16 protein-coding genes are annotated in these 17,112 nt (G+C 61.3%); 11 read left to right on the plus strand and 5 right to left on the minus strand.

The window, feature by feature from the left end; genetic code table 11:
- The 10 genes from JJQ51_RS30200 to JJQ51_RS30245 all read left to right on the plus strand — a co-directional run.
- Window positions 1-386, plus strand: a 386-nt coding sequence (locus JJQ51_RS30200; protein ID WP_269244778.1) for a formyltransferase family protein, incomplete at its 5' end; no start/stop codon positions are given.
- A 99-nt stretch (window positions 387-485) separates the two neighbouring features.
- A complete protein-coding gene (locus tag JJQ51_RS30205; protein ID WP_269245644.1) occupies window positions 486-1,037 on the plus strand; it encodes a hypothetical protein in 552 nt (183 codons plus the stop codon).
- 134 nt (window positions 1,038-1,171) lie between these two features.
- Entirely contained in the window at window positions 1,172-4,099 is a 2,928-nt protein-coding gene (locus JJQ51_RS30210) for an aminotransferase (protein WP_269245645.1), read from the plus strand.
- A gap of 510 nt (window positions 4,100-4,609) precedes the next feature.
- Window positions 4,610-4,804: a hypothetical protein gene (locus tag JJQ51_RS30215; protein ID WP_015338438.1), complete on the plus strand. Its 195-nt coding sequence runs from the start codon at window positions 4,610-4,612 to the stop codon at window positions 4,802-4,804.
- 263 nt (window positions 4,805-5,067) lie between these two features.
- Window positions 5,068-6,066, plus strand: a complete 999-nt coding sequence (locus JJQ51_RS30220) for a P1 family peptidase (RefSeq protein WP_269245646.1) — start codon at window positions 5,068-5,070, stop codon at window positions 6,064-6,066.
- Window positions 6,067-6,081: 15 nt separating this feature from the next.
- Window positions 6,082-6,999 carry a LysR substrate-binding domain-containing protein gene (locus JJQ51_RS30225; RefSeq protein WP_269245647.1) on the plus strand — a complete coding sequence of 306 codons (918 nt, stop codon included), beginning with the start codon at window positions 6,082-6,084 and terminating at the stop codon, window positions 6,997-6,999.
- Window positions 7,000-7,156: 157 nt separating this feature from the next.
- Window positions 7,157-8,686 (plus strand): ABC transporter substrate-binding protein, encoded by a 1,530-nt coding sequence (locus JJQ51_RS30230; RefSeq protein WP_269245648.1) that lies wholly within the window; start codon window positions 7,157-7,159, stop codon window positions 8,684-8,686.
- Window positions 8,687-8,831: 145 nt separating this feature from the next.
- The gene (locus JJQ51_RS30235) at window positions 8,832-9,785 is read left to right on the plus strand and encodes an ABC transporter permease (RefSeq protein ID WP_269245649.1); all 954 of its coding nucleotides are present in this window, start codon (window positions 8,832-8,834) and stop codon (window positions 9,783-9,785) included.
- A complete protein-coding gene (locus JJQ51_RS30240) occupies window positions 9,782-10,648 on the plus strand; it encodes an ABC transporter permease (RefSeq protein ID WP_269245650.1) in 867 nt (288 codons plus the stop codon). Before JJQ51_RS30235 ends, JJQ51_RS30240 begins: the two co-directional genes overlap by 4 nt.
- Before the next feature lie 23 nt (window positions 10,649-10,671).
- Window positions 10,672-12,063 carry an amidase gene (locus tag JJQ51_RS30245; protein WP_269245651.1) on the plus strand — a complete coding sequence of 464 codons (1,392 nt, stop codon included), beginning with the start codon at window positions 10,672-10,674 and terminating at the stop codon, window positions 12,061-12,063.
- Between the two features lie 21 nt (window positions 12,064-12,084).
- Here the strand turns inward: JJQ51_RS30245 and JJQ51_RS30250 are convergent, their stop codons facing one another.
- Window positions 12,085-12,564: an Lrp/AsnC family transcriptional regulator gene (locus JJQ51_RS30250; RefSeq protein ID WP_113351439.1), complete on the minus strand. Its 480-nt coding sequence runs from the start codon at window positions 12,562-12,564 to the stop codon at window positions 12,085-12,087.
- 124 nt (window positions 12,565-12,688) lie between these two features.
- Between JJQ51_RS30250 and JJQ51_RS30255 the strand changes: the two genes are divergently transcribed.
- Window positions 12,689-13,615, plus strand: coding sequence for a DMT family transporter (locus JJQ51_RS30255; RefSeq protein WP_269245652.1), 927 nt, complete (start codon window positions 12,689-12,691; stop codon window positions 13,613-13,615).
- Window positions 13,616-13,647: 32 nt separating this feature from the next.
- Here JJQ51_RS30255 and JJQ51_RS30260 read toward each other — a convergent pair whose 3' ends face one another.
- From JJQ51_RS30260 to JJQ51_RS30275, 4 genes are all read right to left on the minus strand, one after another.
- Window positions 13,648-13,887: a hypothetical protein gene (locus JJQ51_RS30260; RefSeq protein WP_092714676.1), complete on the minus strand. Its 240-nt coding sequence runs from the start codon at window positions 13,885-13,887 to the stop codon at window positions 13,648-13,650.
- Between the two features lie 74 nt (window positions 13,888-13,961).
- Complete coding sequence (locus JJQ51_RS30265; protein WP_269245653.1) at window positions 13,962-14,816, minus strand: C40 family peptidase; 855 nt, start codon at window positions 14,814-14,816, stop codon at window positions 13,962-13,964.
- Between the two features lie 16 nt (window positions 14,817-14,832).
- Window positions 14,833-15,177 carry a MarR family transcriptional regulator gene (locus tag JJQ51_RS30270; RefSeq protein WP_041677769.1) on the minus strand — a complete coding sequence of 115 codons (345 nt, stop codon included), beginning with the start codon at window positions 15,175-15,177 and terminating at the stop codon, window positions 14,833-14,835.
- Between the two features lie 463 nt (window positions 15,178-15,640).
- On the minus strand, window positions 15,641-17,032 hold the full coding sequence (locus tag JJQ51_RS30275; RefSeq protein WP_113330644.1) for a leucyl aminopeptidase family protein: 1,392 nt from the start codon (window positions 17,030-17,032) through the stop codon (window positions 15,641-15,643).
- Window positions 17,033-17,112: the final 80 nt, after the last annotated feature.

Consider the following 17,112-nt stretch of genomic DNA (forward strand, 5'->3'; position numbering starts at 1 on the left):
TGGCCCGCTACATGCAGGTTCTGTCGGATGCGCTGTGCCGGAAAATGTCGGGCCGCATCATCAACATCCACCATTCCTTCCTGCCGTCCTTCAAGGGGGCGAATCCCTACAAGCAGGCCTATGAGCGTGGGGTGAAGCTGATTGGGGCGACGGCGCATTATGTGACAGCCGATCTCGACGAGGGTCCGATCATCGAGCAGGACACGGCGCGCATCACGCATGCGCAGTCGGCCGAGGATTATGTCTCGATCGGCCGCGATGTGGAGAGCCAGGTACTGGCGCGCGCCATCCATGCCCATATCCACTATCGCACTTTCCTCAACGGCAACCGCACCGTCGTCTTCCCGGCAAGCCCAGGCTCCTACGCCTCCGAGCGCATGGGGTGAGGCGCAAGCGCGCGATTTCGGCTGGCTTCTTTCCCTTTTCGCTCCGACACGCGATTTGATATCACCGGTATCGAATCGCCCGGAGATCGAGGAGAGGACATGTCATTCTACCGCAACGGCGCGCTGCTGCTGGCGGCGCTCCTGCTATTTGCGCCGGCATCCCATGCCCAAACGGCAGAACAGGACCCTTCGAAGATCGATCTTGCCAAATTGATCGAATGCACGACCTATGACGTGCCGAGCTACAACAATTTCGCTCTATGGCTGACCGGACCGGAACGCGCCACGGCCATGAAACAGTTCGGCATCAGCGAGCTGCCGTCGGATAATCCGTTGTTGCGCGAATTCCAGCTTTCGATGCCTATGACCGTTTTCGGGCGGCAGACGAACAGGATCGCCTTCGCCTCCACCGGGCCGCTTGCCGTGCTTGACGAGGCGGATCCGCATCGGCTCGCCAAGCAGCTTGGCGTCACAGCTTCCGTCGACCAGCCGAACAAGTTTCTCGGCGAGAAGGTCGTCCTGTCGCGCAAGGACCAGCAGGAAAATTCGGACACCGTACTGGAAACGCGCATCTCGCTGAACGTCTCCACTGTCGATACTCATCCGAGCAAGACGCTAGCCGGTTGCAGCTATTCCATCGAGGTCGAATAGGCTGTTATGCCTGGCTGGCTGCATTCCGTGGCCTATCTTCCTACTCGCTGCTCGACTACCCTATCTGTTTTGGGTAATTTTCTTTAGGATGGAATGGTTTAGTGTCGATGCGAATGAACCATCCGGGGGATGCCATGGCCGACGCCACGCTCGTGAACCGTATGCAACTGCCGAGACCGGACGTGACACCGGAGGAGGCGGCCGAGATCCTGCAGACGCATTACGGTCTGAGCGGAACACTGACCGAGCTCGGCAGCCAGCAGGACCGCAACTATCGCATCGATGCCGGCGAGAACGCCTATGTGCTGAAGATCTGCCGGGCCGAATACGAGCTGGTCGAGCTCGAGGCGCAGAATGCCGCGATCCGCCATCTGCACGCCAAGCCGGATGCGCCGCGCGTACCCGAGGTCATCCCCTCACTGAATGGTCGCGATATCCTCGCCATCACTCTCCGCGAGCAGGATTACCTCGTCCGGCTGCTCCGCTTTCTCCCCGGCCAGACGCTGACGCGGCGCAACTACCTGCCGCAAGCTTCCGTGGCCGGGCTCGGCGCGCTTTCGGCTAGGCTTGCACGCGATCTTGCCGATTTCGATCATCCCGGCCTGCACCGCAGCCTGCAATGGGACCTGCGACGGGCAGGACCCGTTGCCGTGCAGCTGCTGTCGGCCATAACCGATCACGAGGCGCGCGACCGCATCGCCAAGGCAATGGTCGCCGCCGTCAAGCGCATCCAGCCGCTCGCGAGCCAATTGCGTGTTCAGCCGGTGCATCACGATGTCACCGACGATAATGTCGTCAGCCATCCCGATGCGCGCGGACAGCTCGTGCCCGATGGCGTCATCGACTTCGGCGATATCATCCAGGGCTGGCTGGTCGGCGATCTTGCTGTCACCTGTGCGTCGCTGCTACATCATGCAGGCGGCAACCCCTTCCACATCCTTCCGGCAATCAGTGCCTATCATGCGATCTATCCGCTGGAGGAAGTCGAAGCCAAAGCCCTGTGGCCGCTGATCGTCGCGCGGGCCGTCATCCTCACCGCCAGCACCGAACAGCAGCTCGCTATCGACCCCGACAACGACTATGTGCGCGGCAATCTCGATTTCGAGCGCGAAATCTTCGATGTCGCAACCGAGGCGCAGCCGGATGTGATGGAAGCGGCGATCCTGCGGACGATCGGTTTTGATGTCGCCCCGGTCGTGACTGACGGCTGGTCGCCGCTGCTGCCCGACATCGACTCCTCGCAGATTGCCGCCATCGATCTTTCCGCCACCGGGCCTGACTTCACGGACGGCAACTGGCAGAAGCCTGATATGGACTGGCGGCTGCTTGCCCAGACGGCAATCGCTTCCGGGGCTGCGGCGACCCGCTACGGCGAATTCCGCCTCTCCCTTGCTGCGCCGCTTAACATGAGGCAGCCACAGAATTTCGCCCTGCATTGCGATATCTGCCTGCCGGCTGGCGCGACGGTTGCGGCTCCCTTCCCTGGCCTTCTGCAACGGCAGGGCCAGCATTTCGTGCTGGTCGGTGAAGAAATCAGCCTGCATCTCGACGGTATCGAAAGTGCTCTCGAGGACGGAGCGGCTATCGAGCAAGGCGCGACAATTGGAACGATCGGCAGCGAGGGCTCGGCAATTGGAGGATTGCGCATTCAGCTTTGCCGCGTGCCCGGCCTTGTGCCGCCGCTTTTTGCGACGGCGGATCAGGCAGAGGGGTGGTCGGCCGTCTCCCCCTCGCCCGCCGCTCTTTTGAACCCGGCCTGCGAGGCGCCGCGGCCGGACGCTTCCGCGCTGCTGTCACTGCGCAATGCCCGTTTCGCCAAGCCGCAGAAGCACTATTACGAGTTCCCGCCACAGATCGAGCGCGGCTGGCGCGAATTCCTGTTCGACACGCGAGGGCGCTGCTACCTCGATATGGTCAACAACGTCACGACGCTCGGCCACGCCCATCCGCGCCTGACGGCAGCGATCGCCCAGCAATGGTCTCGCCTCAATACCAACTCCCGCTTCCATTATGCCGCCGTTGCCGAATTCTCCGAGCGACTGGCAACGCTGGCACCTGAGGGACTGGACAGCGTCTTCCTCGTCAATAGCGGCTCGGAAGCCAACGATCTGGCAATCCGCCTAGCCTGGGCGCACACGGCCAAGAGAAACATGCTCTGCCTGCTGGAGGCCTATCACGGCTGGACGGTTGCGAGTGACGCCGTCTCCACCTCGATTGCCGACAATCCGCAGGCGCGGACGACACGGCCGGATTGGGTGCACCCCGTCCTCTCGCCGAATACCTATCGCGGGCCGTTCCGCGGCCCGGATTCTGCTCCGCATTATCTCGGCGACGTCATGGCGAAACTGCGGGCGATCGACGAAAAGGGCGACGGCCTTGCCGGCTTCATCGCCGAACCGGTCTATGGCAATGCCGGCGGCATCGCGCTGCCGCATGGCTATCTCGCAGGCGTTTATGACGCAGTGCGCCAACGCGGCGGCCTTTGCATCGCCGATGAAGTGCAGGTGGGCTACGGCCGTCTCGGCGAGCATTTTTGGGGCTTCGAAACGCAGGGTGTCACGCCCGACATCATCACCATCGCCAAGGGCATGGGGAACGGCCATCCGCTCGGCGCCGTCATCACCCGCCGCGAGATCGCCGAATCGCTGGAAAAGGAAGGCTATTTCTTCTCTTCCGCCGGCGGCAGCCCTGTCAGCTGCGTCGTCGGTCTCACCGTTCTCGATATCCTCAAGGATGAAAATCTGCAGGAAAATGCCCGCGTCATCGGTGACCGGCTGAAGGCCGGGCTGATCGCTCTCATGGATCGGTTCCCGTTGATCGGCGCCGTGCATGGCACTGGGCTTTATCTCGGCGTGGAATTCGTGCGCGACCGCGAAAGCCTGACGCCGGCGACCGAAGAAACGGCTGCGATCTGCGAGCACCTGCTCGATCTCGGGGTCATCATGCAGCCGACCGGCGATCACTTGAATGTGTTGAAGATCAAGCCGCCGCTATGCCTCGCAGCCGAGAGCGCCGATTTCTTCGTGAAGGCCCTGGAAAAGGTGCTTGAGGATAGATTTTGACGTTCTCGTCACGCCATTAACCATTGAGGTGTTTTAGCGGCGCGTGAATTTTAATGCTGCCGGGGCATTGTCGAATCTCGCGCCAGTTCCTATCTGTTGCTCGGTGATCGGCGAGCCGTACCGACACGGGTAGCAATCCGAAGGTTTTAAGACAACCTTCCCTGCAACCCGCAAGACTCGGAATTTTATTTTCCCGATCGTCGACATTTTGACATCTTTCGGAATATGTTTCTGAGGATGCAATCGCTATTATCTACTAATGTAGTGGATAATAGTACATCGATCGCGGTGCCCCCTAACGGGCCCCCTAACAAGTACAACGCCAATTGAGGAAGTGACATGCTGAATAGAAAAGTCATTGCTTCGATCCCTAGGCGGTCCGTGCTTGGCAATGACCGCTCGGGCGCGCTCTCCCGCCCGTGCTGTCGAATGTGACGTTCGTCCTCCTTACCGGAATCAAACAGTCAATTCGCCATGTCTGCGCTGTGCTTGCGCAGAGGGAGTCTATTTATGAAGAAGCAAGTCATCGAATACGCTGGCGTCCCCGTCGGCATCGTCGTTCCCGATCAGGATCGGCTCAAGTTCATCGCTGTAAAATATCATGTCCATGATCTGGACGAGCAGCATTTCAGAAATGCGGACGAAGTGAAGCTTGCGATCCGCGACCTTCTTTCCCGCCAGCAGGCAAAACCGATCCATGTTTGATGGGTCGGATCACCTGCGCTTTTACTCATTCCCGTCCCCAGCCCCTCACCCTTTGATAGAATCAGGGTGGGGGCTTTTTTATTTGAGGCCATCGTGTCGCTTCCTGCGAAGGAAGCTTGCGCCGGCTCCCCCGTGAAACGCCGAAGCTCCAAAGCCTCCGGTCCCGGACCGCTCGGGTTGAACAAACCCATCTTGTCTTTTCCCCGTCTTTACGATCCTATCGCCATGGCGACCTCGCGTTGTAAACGGCGAAGGATTTTTCATTGGCTGACCTCCTCAATCTCCTGACCGATGTCGAAGGCGTCGCTGTCGGTCACTCCACCGACCTTACGCTCGGCTCCGGCGTCACTGCCATCGTCTTCGATGAGCCGGCTATCGCCTCCTGCACCGTTCTCGGCGGCGCGCCGGGTGGGCGGGATACCGCATTGCTGGATCCTGCAATGACGGTCGGTGCTGTGGATGGTCTCGTGCTCTCAGGCGGCTCGGCCTTCGGCCTCGATGCGGCCGGCGGCGTGCAGGCAGGCTTGAGGGAGATGGGCCGCGGCTTGAAGGTTGGCGATGCGCTGGTGCCAATCGTGCCGCAGGCGATCCTGTTTGATCTCATCAACGGCGGCAACAAGGATTGGGGGCTGCACTCGCCCTATCGCGACATGGGATATGCCGCCTTCAAGGCTGCAAATAAAGGGCCGTTTGCGCTTGGAAGCGTCGGCGCCGGCACCGGTGCCACGACGGCAACGGTCAAGGGCGGCCTCGGCTCGGCAAGTGCCGTCAGCAGTCGCGGATACAGAATCGCCGCCATCGTCGCCGTCAATGCGCTCGGTTCCGCCACCATCGGCGACGGCCCGCATTTCTGGGCGGCTCCCTTCGAGCAGAATGGCGAATTTGGCGGTCTCGGCATGCCACAGGTGGTCGATTCACGCCTGCGGCTGAAGGGCACCAACATCACCGCCACGACCATCGGCGTCGTCGTCACCGACGCTCAGCTGACTAAGACTGAGGCGCATCGCCTCTCCATCTGCGCTCACGACGGCTTTGCGCGTGCGCTTTTACCGACGCATCTGCCGCTCGACGGCGATACCGTATTTGCCGCTTCCACCGGCAGGCATGCGCGCGACGATATGCCTGGTTTCATGGAGCTCTGCCACCTCGCCACCATTGTCATGGCGCGCGCCATCGCCCGCGGCGTCTACGAAGCGACGGCGCTGCCGGTCGAAGGCGGGCAAGTGGCGTGGCGGGATCGCTTCGCCAAGCCCACCATCTAACGGGAGCTCCCGCGCATGCAGATCCGCGCGCTGATCTATTTCGACGAGCTGGTGCGCACCAATTCGATGCGCCAGGCGGCTGAAAACCTGAACGTGGCGCCGACGGCCATCAGCCGCCAGATCGAGAATCTCGAATATCATTTCGGCACGCAACTGGTCGAACGCAGTGCCCGCGGCATCAAATTGACGGCTGCCGGCGAATTGCTGGCGGAACGCGCCGGCCGGACGCTGCGCGAGCTCGACCATGTTCACCAGTTGATCGAAGACCTGAAAGGCCTGCAGCGCGGGACCGTCAGTATCTTTGCCAATGGCGCGTCCGTCGCCAATATCCTTGCTCCGGCGCTGGCCGAATTCAGTCTGCGCTATCCCGGCCTACGCTTCGAAGTGACCATTACCAGCGCCCGCGGCGCCATCGAAGCCGTCAACAATGCCGAGGCCGATATTGCGGTGACGCTGTTTGCCCCGCCGCTTTCCGGCACAAAGGTGCGCCTGCGCTCCGAGCTCGTCTATGACGTGATCGCTGCCGCCTCTCATCCGCTTGCTGCCGCCAGCGAGATCACACTTGCGGAACTCTCGGCCCACGCGCTTGCCGTCCCCGATCGCTCCTTCGGCGCAAGACAGGCCTTCGACGCACTGTTCGAGCAGGAGGGGCTGAGGCTCGATCCAGTCTTTGAGACCGGCTCGCTTGAAATGCAGAAGGAGCTGGTGCTGCGCGGCGCGGCAATCACCATGCTGCCGGCACTCACCGTTCAAAGGGAGATCGAGGCGGGGCAGCTCGTCGCACGGCCCGTGGCGGGCGGCATGGGGGTGCGGACGCCGGTCGATCTCTGCGTCGCGCCCGATCGCCAGCTCTCCTTCGCCGCCGGCAAGCTACTCGATTTCATCGAACGCTTCATGCATCAGCAACTTTCCGCCAGGAGGAGGCATGATTGAACGAAACGCTGTAACCACGAAAAGAGTGTAGCGATTTCAGCTACACCGAGCACACATTTTCGGAATTGTGTGTGCGCCGATGAGATGACACTATCCTGAAAAAAGACCGCAGGCCGGAAGGGAAGCCGGACGTGCGGGCAAAAGCAAGGGAACCGACATGACCAAGTTTTCACGCCCGAGCCTGGGCGACGTTGCGCGCCGGCTTGCCTATGGCGCCGCAGTTTCTGCCGGCCTGTTGATGATGGGCCTGACGCAGGCTGAAGCCGCGAAGACGACACTCAATCTCGGCATGAGCGTCGAGCCAACAGGTCTAGATCCGACGATCGCCGCGCCCGTCGCGATCGGCCAGGTCACCTGGCAAAACATTTTCGAAGGCCTGGTTGCGATCGACGAAAACGGCAAGATCGCGCCGCAGCTCGCCAAGAGCTGGGAGATTTCACCTGACGGCCTGACCTATACGTTCAAGCTGCAGGCCGGCGTGAAATTCCATGACGGCGAAGCCTTCGATTCGGCTGCCGCCAAGTTCACGCTCGATCGCGCTCGTGGCGCCGACTCCGTCAACCCGCAGAAGCGCTTCTTTTCGACCATCGCCTCGATCGATACGCCGGATGCGGAAACGCTTGTACTGCATCTGTCCTCGCCAACCGGCAGCCTTCTCTATTGGCTAGGCTGGCCGAGCTCCGTGATGGTTGGGCCGAAATCCTCGGCCAATGACAAGACGACGCCCATCGGCACCGGCCCGTTCAAATTCTCCTCCTGGGCGAAGGGCGATCATGTCGACCTCGTCAAGAACCCGGATTACTGGAACAAGTCGGTCGACGTGAAGCTCGAGAAGGTAACCTTCCGCTTCATTTCCGATCCGCAGGCGGAGGCGGCGGCGCTGAAGGCCGGCGATCTCGATGCCTTTCCGGAATTCGCCGCGCCGGAGCTCATGAGTTCCTTCGAGGGCGACGCCAGGCTGACGACCAAGGTCGGCAATACCGAACTCAAGGTCGTGGCCGGCATGAACAACACCCGCAAGCCCTTCGACGACAAGCGCGTGCGCCAGGCGCTGATGATGGCGCTCGACCGGAAGACGATCATCGAAGGCGCGTGGTCCGGTTTAGGCACCGCGATCGGCAGTCACTACACGCCGAACGATCCCGGCTACAAGGATTTGACCGGCACGCTGCCCTACGACACCGCCAAGGCCAAGGCGCTGCTTGCAGAGGCCGGCTATCCGAACGGTTTCACCTTTACCATCAAGACGCCGCAGATGGCTTATGCGCCGCGTAGCGCCCAGGTGATGCAGGCGATGTTTGCCGATATCGGCGTGACGATGAACATCGAGCCGACGGAATTCCCGGCGAAATGGGTGCAGGACGTCTTCACCGGCCGCAACTACGACATGACCATCGTCGCCCATGCTGAGCCGCTGGATATCGATATCTATTCGCGCGACCCCTATTACTTCAACTACAAGAATTCCGCCTTCAACGAGCTGATGAAGAAGATCCAGCTCACGTCCGATGTATCCGAGCAGAACAAGCTCTATGGCGAGGCGCAGAGCATTCTTGCCGAGGACGTGCCGGCGCTCTTTCTTTTCGTCATGCCGAAGCTCGGCGTCTGGGACAAGAAGCTGAAGGGGCTTTGGGAGAACGAACCGATCCCTTCCAACGTGCTGACCAACGTCTCCTGGGAAGACTGACCGCTCCAACAGTTTGATTGGGCATGATCTTGGTATTTCTTTCGCGCACGACGACCAACTCCCTCTCCCCGATGGGGAGAAGGAGGAGTCAAAGGCCGCACCAACTCCGTATTCTTAGCCGAATTAGCCTGGCCATGGACTTGCTATGATCGTACTGCTCACCCGCCGGATTTTCGGACTTGTGCTGACGCTGATTGCCGTCTCGCTGCTGGTCTTTGCCGTCATGGCGCTGCTGCCGGGCGACCCGGCCGCGATCACGCTCGGCACATCGGCGACGCCGGAAACACTTGCCGCGCTCCGGCATGATATGGGTCTCGATCAGCCGCTGATTGTCCGCTACGGCCAATGGCTCGCCGGCGCGCTGGCGGGGGATCTCGGCACGTCCTATACCTATGGCGTTCCGGTCGCAGGCCTGATTGCCGAGCGGCTTGCCGTTACCCTGCCGCTTGCGCTGCTTGCCATCCTGTTGTCGGTTCTTGTCGCCGTACCGCTCGGCGTTGCGGCAGCGGCAAGACGCGGCGGCGTCTTCGATATCATCGCCACGCTGTTTTCGCAGATGGGCATCGCCGTGCCGGGCTTCTGGGTCGGCCTGTTGCTGGTTCTTCTGTTCGCCACCTCGCTCGGCTGGATGCCGGCCGGCGGTTTTCCCGGTTGGGAAAGCGGATTCTGGCCCTCCCTGAAATCTTTGGTGTTACCCGCGATCGCACTTGCGCTGCCGCAGGCGGCAGTGTTGACCCGCGTGACGCGCTCGGCCGTGCTCGACACGCTGCATGAGGATTTTGCCCGCACGGCGATCGCCAAGGGCCTGTCACGCAGCCGCGTGCTGTGGGGACATGTGGTGCCGAACGCCCTGGTGCCGGTGCTGACCATTCTCGGGCTGCAATTCACCTTTCTCGTCGCCGGGGCCGTGTTGATCGAAAATGTCTTCACCCTGCCCGGCCTTGGCCGCCTCGCCTACCAGGCACTCAGCCAGCGCGACGTCATCGTTCTGCAGGATGTCGTGCTGTTCTTTGCCGGCCTCGTCATCGTCGTGAATTTTCTGGTCGATCTCTCCTATCTCGCCATCGATCCACGATTGCGAGCAGGAGGTGCGCGATGACTGCTGTCGAGACCAAAATCGCTGCGACGTCTTCCCGCCGTCGTTTTCGGGCGCTGCGGCGGATGAATCTGATCGTCGGCGCCCTCATCATCCTTGCTCTTGTCGGCGTCGCCATCGTCTCCTTGTTCTGGACACCGGTGCCGCCGGCGAAGATGCAGATCCTCCACAAGCTGCAGCCACCCTTCGGCTTCGGACTTCTCGGCACCGATCAGATCGGCCGTGATGTCCTGTCGATGCTGATGGCGGGCTGCTGGAATTCGCTGTCAATCTCCGTATCGGCGGTTGCGATCGGCGGGACGCTCGGAACGATCATCGGCGTTTCCGCCGCCGCCCAACGCGGCCTGTTCGAGGCGCTGGTTATGCGCGCCTGCGACGTGATCTTCGCCCTGCCACCGATCCTTTCGGCCATGATCCTTGGTGCATTTCTTGGGACCGGGCGCTCCACGGCAATCATCGCCATTGCGGTTTTCATGGTGCCGGTCTTCGCCCGCGTCGCGCTCGGCTCTGCCTTGCAGGCGTGGAGCCGCGACTATGTGCTGGCGGCGCGCGCCATCGGCAATACGCAGCTTTCCATCACGCTGCGCCATGTCCTGCCCAACATCATGGGCAGTATCATCGTCCAGGCGACCATCCAGCTCGGCCTTGCGATCCTGACTGAGGCTGGGCTCGCTTTCCTGGGTTTGAGCGTACCGCCGCCCGCGCCGACCTGGGGTCGGATGCTGGCCGATGCGCAGACCTATTTCCACGTTGCGCCGTGGCTCGCCCTGCTGCCGGGGCTTGCCATTGCGCTCTCCGTGCTCGGCTTCAACCTGCTCGGCGACGGGCTGCGTGATCTCCTCGACCCCCGCGAGGCGACGCGCTGATTGAGACATGAAGAGTATAGATCATGACCGAACCTACCGATCTTTCCATCCGAGACCTCCGGCGCCAATTTGCCAACAAGAGCCTGTCTCCCAGCGAATACTGGCTGGCACTCGAGACGCATATCGAGGCATGGGAGCCGACTATCGCTGCTCTTTACGCCTATGATCCGGAGGATGCTCGCCGGCAAGCCGCGGCCTCCACGGAGCGCTGGACGAAGGGTACGCCGCTTGGAACCCTGGACGGTATTCCAGTAACGTTGAAGGAGCTGATCGCCACCAAAGGCCAGCCGGTGCCGCTCGGCACGGCGGCGGTCGAGCTCGTTCCCGCTGCCGAAGACGCGCCGATCGCCGCGCGGATGCGCGAGGATGGCGCGGTGATTTTCGCGAAAACCACCTGCCCCGATTACGGCATGCTCTCATCAGGCCTATCGAGCTTTCACAAGCTCAGCCGCAATCCCTGGGACCCCAGCCAAAATCCGGGCGGCTCCAGCGCCGGCGCATCCGCCGCTGCCGCTGCCGGCTATGGGCCGCTGCATATCGGTACCGATATCGGCGGCTCGATACGCCTGCCGGCAGGATGGACCGGCATTTTCGGCTTCAAGCCGAGCAATGGCCGTATTCCGATCGATCCCTATTATCTCGGCCGATGCGCCGGACCGATGACCCGCACGGTCGAGGATGCGGCCTTTTCCATGGCGACGCTCTCACGACCCGACTGGCGCGACAGCACGAGCCTGCCGCCGAACGGGATCGACTGGATGGATCTCGATATAGACATCCGTGGCATGAAGATCGGCCTTATGCTGGATGCAGGCTGCGGCCTGCCCATCGAGGACGAGATACGCGATGTTGTCACTGCTGCCGCCAAACGCTTCGAGGAAGCGGGCGCCATCATCGTCGATGTCGCACCGGTGCTGACCAGGCAGATGCTGGATGGCCTCGATGCCTTCTGGCGCGCGCGCTTCTGGGGCGACATGACAGCACTGAGCGAGGAACGCCGCAACAGCATCCTGCCCTATATTTATAGCTGGGCGAAGGGCGGCGCCGGTATCAGCGGCGTCGATGCCGTTCGCGGTTTCAACCAGACCTACGAGATGCGCAGGAGCTGCGCCAAGCTCTTCGCGGAGGTGGATGCCGTGCTTTCGCCAACCAATCCGATCGTCTCCTATCCCGCAGAATGGGCCTCCCCCACCAACGAGCCTGCGCGACCCTTCGAACACATCGCCTTTACCGTTCCGTGGAACATGTCGGAGCAGCCGGCGGCATCGATCAATTGCGGCTTCTCCCGCTCCGGTATGCCGATCGGCATGCAGATCATCGGCCCGCGCTTCGACGACATGCTGGTACTTCGTCTCTCGAAGGCTTTTGAGGACTGGACCGGCGGCGTGACGAACTGGCCGAAACGGCCGTCATGAAGCAAACTTGGAGACAGCCAGCTAGTCCAGCGACAATGGCAGCGAAAGGCCGACCTTGACCCGGTCCATGGTCACGAGCGACTTGAACTTCGTGACATTCGGATTGTCGTAGAACAGACGCCGGGCCACCTCCTCATAGGCGGACATGCTGGGGGCGACGATGATGAGCACGAAATCGGCCTCGCCGGTGACACCGTAGCATTGCTGCACCTCCGGCGCTTCGAGGAAGCTGCGCTTGATCGCGTTGATGAGGTCGTACCGCTCGTTGGCGATATGGACCTCGACGACGATAGTGATCGGCAGGCCTATTGCCGCCGGATCGACGACCGCGATATTGGCCTGGATGACGCCGCTTTCCTGCATGCGCTTGATGCGCCTCTGCACAGCCGGCGCCGACAGGTTGATCCGTTCACCGATCTCCCGTTGCGGAACCGTACTGTCCTTTTGGAGAATCTCGAGAATTGCCAGGTCGAACTCATCGAGATCGGCGGGTTTGCGCATTTCAGTACATCCTTACCGCAAAGAGGAAACAAAATTGCATGAAAGCCATCAAAATGGAGCCAAATCCTCTTCCCCTATGTACTAGCTTTGCGCCACAAATCACCTGACTTGCAAAGGCACGAGAATGTCACAGCCGGACACCGAATACGATATGCGCAGCGCGAGCCTCGGGGAAAGCGAAGATACGAAAGGCTTTCTTCTTGGCGTTGTCGCGATGATCCTCGCGGCGCTGGCCATGAGCATTTCGCCCAGCCTCGTGCGTCTTGCCGATGTCGGGCCTTTCGCCAGCGCCTTCTGGCGTGTCTTTCTGGCGCTGCCGATCCTTTGGATATGGATGCGATATGGCGAGGCTGCGGAACCCGATGCACCTCACGCCAGCTTTACGATACCGACGATTCTCGCCGGCATTGCTTTCACAGGCGACCTGTTCTTCTGGCATCTCTCGATCATGCGGACGACGATCGCCAACGCCACTTTCTTCGCAACGATGGCGCCGCTATGGGTCGTGATCTTCGGCTGGCTTCTGTTGAGACAGCGTGTCAGCCGCGCCACGCTTCTCGGGCTTCTCGTCTGCCTTGCGGGCGGAACGGCACTCGTCGTCCAAAGCCTGGCATTCAATCCAGACCGGGCCGTCGGCGATGCGCTCGCCATCATCACCGGCGCCTTCTTCGGCCTTTATTTCCTGGCAGTCGGCGCGGCACGCCCGGGAACTAATGCCGCGCGCGTTACCTTCGAATTAAGTATCATAACCTCGGCGATCCTGTTCCTGATCGCCTTCTTCTTCGAGCCGCGCATCCTGCCGCAGTCGATCTCGGGGTGGGGCGTGCTTCTCGCGCTCGGCCTGATCAGCCACGCCGGCGGACAGGGACTGCTTTCGGTGGCGCTCGGACGATTGCCAACCGTTTTCTCCTCGCTCGTCATTTTTCTGGAATCGATCGCGGCCGCCGTTTTCGCCTGGTTCCTGTTTGGCGAAAACGTCACCCTGCTGCAGGCGCTCGGCGGCATCGTCATCGTCGCCGGCATCTGGATCGCGCGCCCTCGCACTCCGTAGACTATCGCTATCGGGAGTGCAGAAAGTCGCCACTACAAGGTCGCTGCACCCTTGTGCGAGACATCGGCATCCAGATCGTGCAGCGCCTTTTCAATTACGCGCAAATCATCCTGGAGGCCGTCGTCGGCGCTCATCGAGCTTTCGCTGCCGGCGCGCTGGATAGCCCGAGCCTCGCTGCGCAGCTCGCGAAGCCTGTCGATCTTGCCACTCTTGCGCAGATGATTGTCGAACAGAATATCCCGCACCGTCTTTTCCATGGCCGTGATGGGCATGAGTTTTCTCCTCTCGATAGGATATCTCGATCAAGAAGATAACGAGTGAAAGAAAAGACGGTTCCGGAGCGCAATCAATCGATGAAACGGCGGTAACCTGTCGGCCGCTCATAAAGCCAGCCGATGCGCTCAATAGCTGCAGCAAAATTCTCGCGGGCGACGGTCATGGTATGGCCGTTGGCATGGACGATGGTGTCCGGATCTTCCATGATCGCGACATGACCTTTCCAGAAGACGAAATCGCCGCGCTTCAACTCCTCGCGCTCGATCGGCTGGCCGAGGCTGGCAGCCTGCATGTCGGTATCGCGCGGCGCGGCGCGGCCCGTCATCGACAGTGCCAGCTGGACGAGGCCAGAGCAATCAATGCCGAGACCTGAACGGCCACCCCACAGATAGGGCGTCTCCAGAAAGCGTACGGCGACATCGACGAAGTCGCCGCCCTTATTGTAGCCGATCGGCTCGACATGCTTTGCGAAAATGGCGGTGCCATCCTCCAGGACGACATAATGATTGCCGCGCGCCTCCGCCGTGCCGGCCACATGCACGAGGCTGCCCATGGAGAGAATTGCCACGTGCGGCTTGCGCAGCTCCGGCTCCGGATAGAGGAAGGTGCGCTGCGGGACGACGATGTGGGTCGGGGGTGCCGCACCCTCCTTGATCGCCGTTTCCGGGAGATAGCCGACGTAACCATCGGACAGAGCCTTGACCCAGCACCAGCCGCCGCGGCGCTCGAATATAGTCACCTCTTCGCCCATCAGTAGCTCGGTATCGATGCCCGAGGCGAGATCCGGCTTCGGCCGAAGCGCAATGACCGGGACGGCGATACGCGCGCCGGTACCATCGACGAAGCGCTCGGCCTCGACCTTGCCCTTGAGAGACGCCTCGGCGAGATCGGGCCTGAAAGCATTGAGACGGCGGTCGAGCATCATGACGGAATTCCTGAGGTTACAGTTTGCGGCCATGCTCGATGATGAGATCGCCGAGTTTTTCAAGATAGAGCGCACCGGTGACCGTTCGCTTAATAATGACGTTGCGACGATCGCGATCGTCGCGGACACGATCGACCAACCCCATCACGCCCATGGTATCAAGCGCCCGGGTGATGACCGGCTTGGTAACGCCGAGGGTCGCGGCCAGACCGCGCACGGTATGAGGAGGCGGCACAAGATAGATCTGCAGCAGGATTGCCGTCTGCCGCAGCGTCAAGTCATGATCCTCGCGGCGCACCTGAGCGAGCGTCACGCCATGCCAGAGGCCGAGAGCCTGTGAGGCGGTGAGTTCAAGCGGCAAGGGCAACCCCGGAATTCGTTACGCTGCCGTTCCAGTCTCGGCCAAGATCATGGCGGTTTCAAGGGGTGTTTTGGTTCCAGCTCCTTCGAAGATGAACCATCGCCAATAGTAGTCGTAGAATTCAAGGAGGGTGCGCACCCCCCTCTGTCACTTCGTGACATCTCCCCCACAAGGGGGGAGATTGGTAACTCGCTGCATACACCTGCCACAAGTTGACATCGCGCCTGTTGAAATTGCAGTTCGTTGTTTTACGAACGACAAGCAGCAGACTCCCAACGATCTCCCCCCTTGTGGGGGAGATGTCACGAAGTGACAGAGGGGGGTATCAAACGTGCGGCAGGCTTAAAAGCCCGCTTGCCTTCCTAAGCTGCTGGCCAGGTGAGCCCGACTTTGTTGCGCTTACGTGCCTGGCCCCTCACCCTAACCCTCTCCCCGCAATGCGGGGAGAGGGAATAACAATGACCTACCGTACGCTCTGCCTGATATGATGATACAGAGCCCGGATCGCCTGTGCCTCGCCGCCGCCGGGGGAATGCGGGCGTTCGCTCGGCGCCCAGCCGAAAATATCGAAATGCACCCAGCTCGGCGTCTTTGTCACGAAGCGCTTGAGGAACAGGGCAGCCGTAATGGAGCCGGCCATGCCGCCTGATGGAGCATTGGTGATATCGGCGAATTTGGTCCGGATGTCCTTGTCGTAGCCCATATAGAGCGGCATCCGCCACAGCGGATCATCCGTCTCCAGGCTCGCCTCGGTCAGATCGCTGGCAAGCTCGCTATCGTCTGTGAAGAAAGGCGGCAGGTCGGGGCCGAGCGCAACGCGGGCTGCACCTGTCAGCGTTGCCATGTCGATCATCAGGTCCGGCGCGTCTTCGTCGGCATAAGCCAGCGCATCGGCGAGGATCAGCCGGCCCTCGGCATCCGTATTGTCGATCTGCACGGTCAGGCCCTTGCGGCTCCTGTAGATATCGCCAGGACGGAAGGCGTTGGATGAAATCGAGTTCTCGACGACCGGAATGATGACGCGAAGATCGACCTTGAGCTTGGCGTCCATGATCATCAGCGCCAGGCCCATGACGTTGGCGGCACCGCCCATGTCCTTCTTCATCAGCAGCATGGAGGATGCCGGCTTGATATCGAGGCCACCGGTGTCGAAGCACACGCCCTTGCCGACCAGGGTGATACGGCGATGACCCTTCTTGCCCCAGCGCAGTTCCAGAAGGCGTGGTGCATCGGCGCTGGCGCGACCGACCGTGTGCACGAGAGGGAAATTCTCCTTCAGGAGATCATCGCCGATGATGACGGACATCTCTGCCTTGTAGTGCTCGGCAAGCGCCCGGAAGGCGGCTTCGAGCTGTTCCGGACCCATGTCGTTGGTCGGCGTGTTGATGAGATCGCGGGCAAGGAAGACACCGGCGAGCTGGCGCTTGATATCGGCGGCATCGGCATCGCGCGGGATCATCAGCGTCGGCATCGCGGCTTTTTCCGACTTGTAGCGGTCGAAGCGATAGCTGCCGAGGCCGAAGCCAAGCGAGAGCCGGTTCGCCGTCAGCGGCGCCGTCTCGATATGCCAGTCGCCGGCCGGCAGGCTGCGCGCCAGCTTGCCCGTGAGGAAGGGTTGTTCGGACGGGTTGGAGCCGAGGCCGAAGAGAGCGCCGCCCAGATGCCCTTCAGCGGTCGGAATCAGCAGCAACGAACCGCTCTCTGCCTTGTAACCCGCCTTGCGTGCCCAATCGAGCGCGATGGGATCGATGGTGCCGGTCTCGATATGCGCGGGGGTAACGGCAAAGATCGGCAGGGTCGCGCCACCCTTCGAATTGAAGGGCGTCGCGCGCTCGATGAATTGAAAGGGGGCCATGACTATCCTTTGGCGGTGACTGAGAAGAATCGAGAGTTAACCGTCTGTTAGGGTTAACAGATTATTGCTGGAGCGAACAT

Origin of the sequence: Rhizobium sp. AG207R (assembly GCF_027109195.1) — a bacterium.
GTDB lineage: Bacteria > Pseudomonadota > Alphaproteobacteria > Rhizobiales > Rhizobiaceae > Rhizobium > Rhizobium dioscoreae.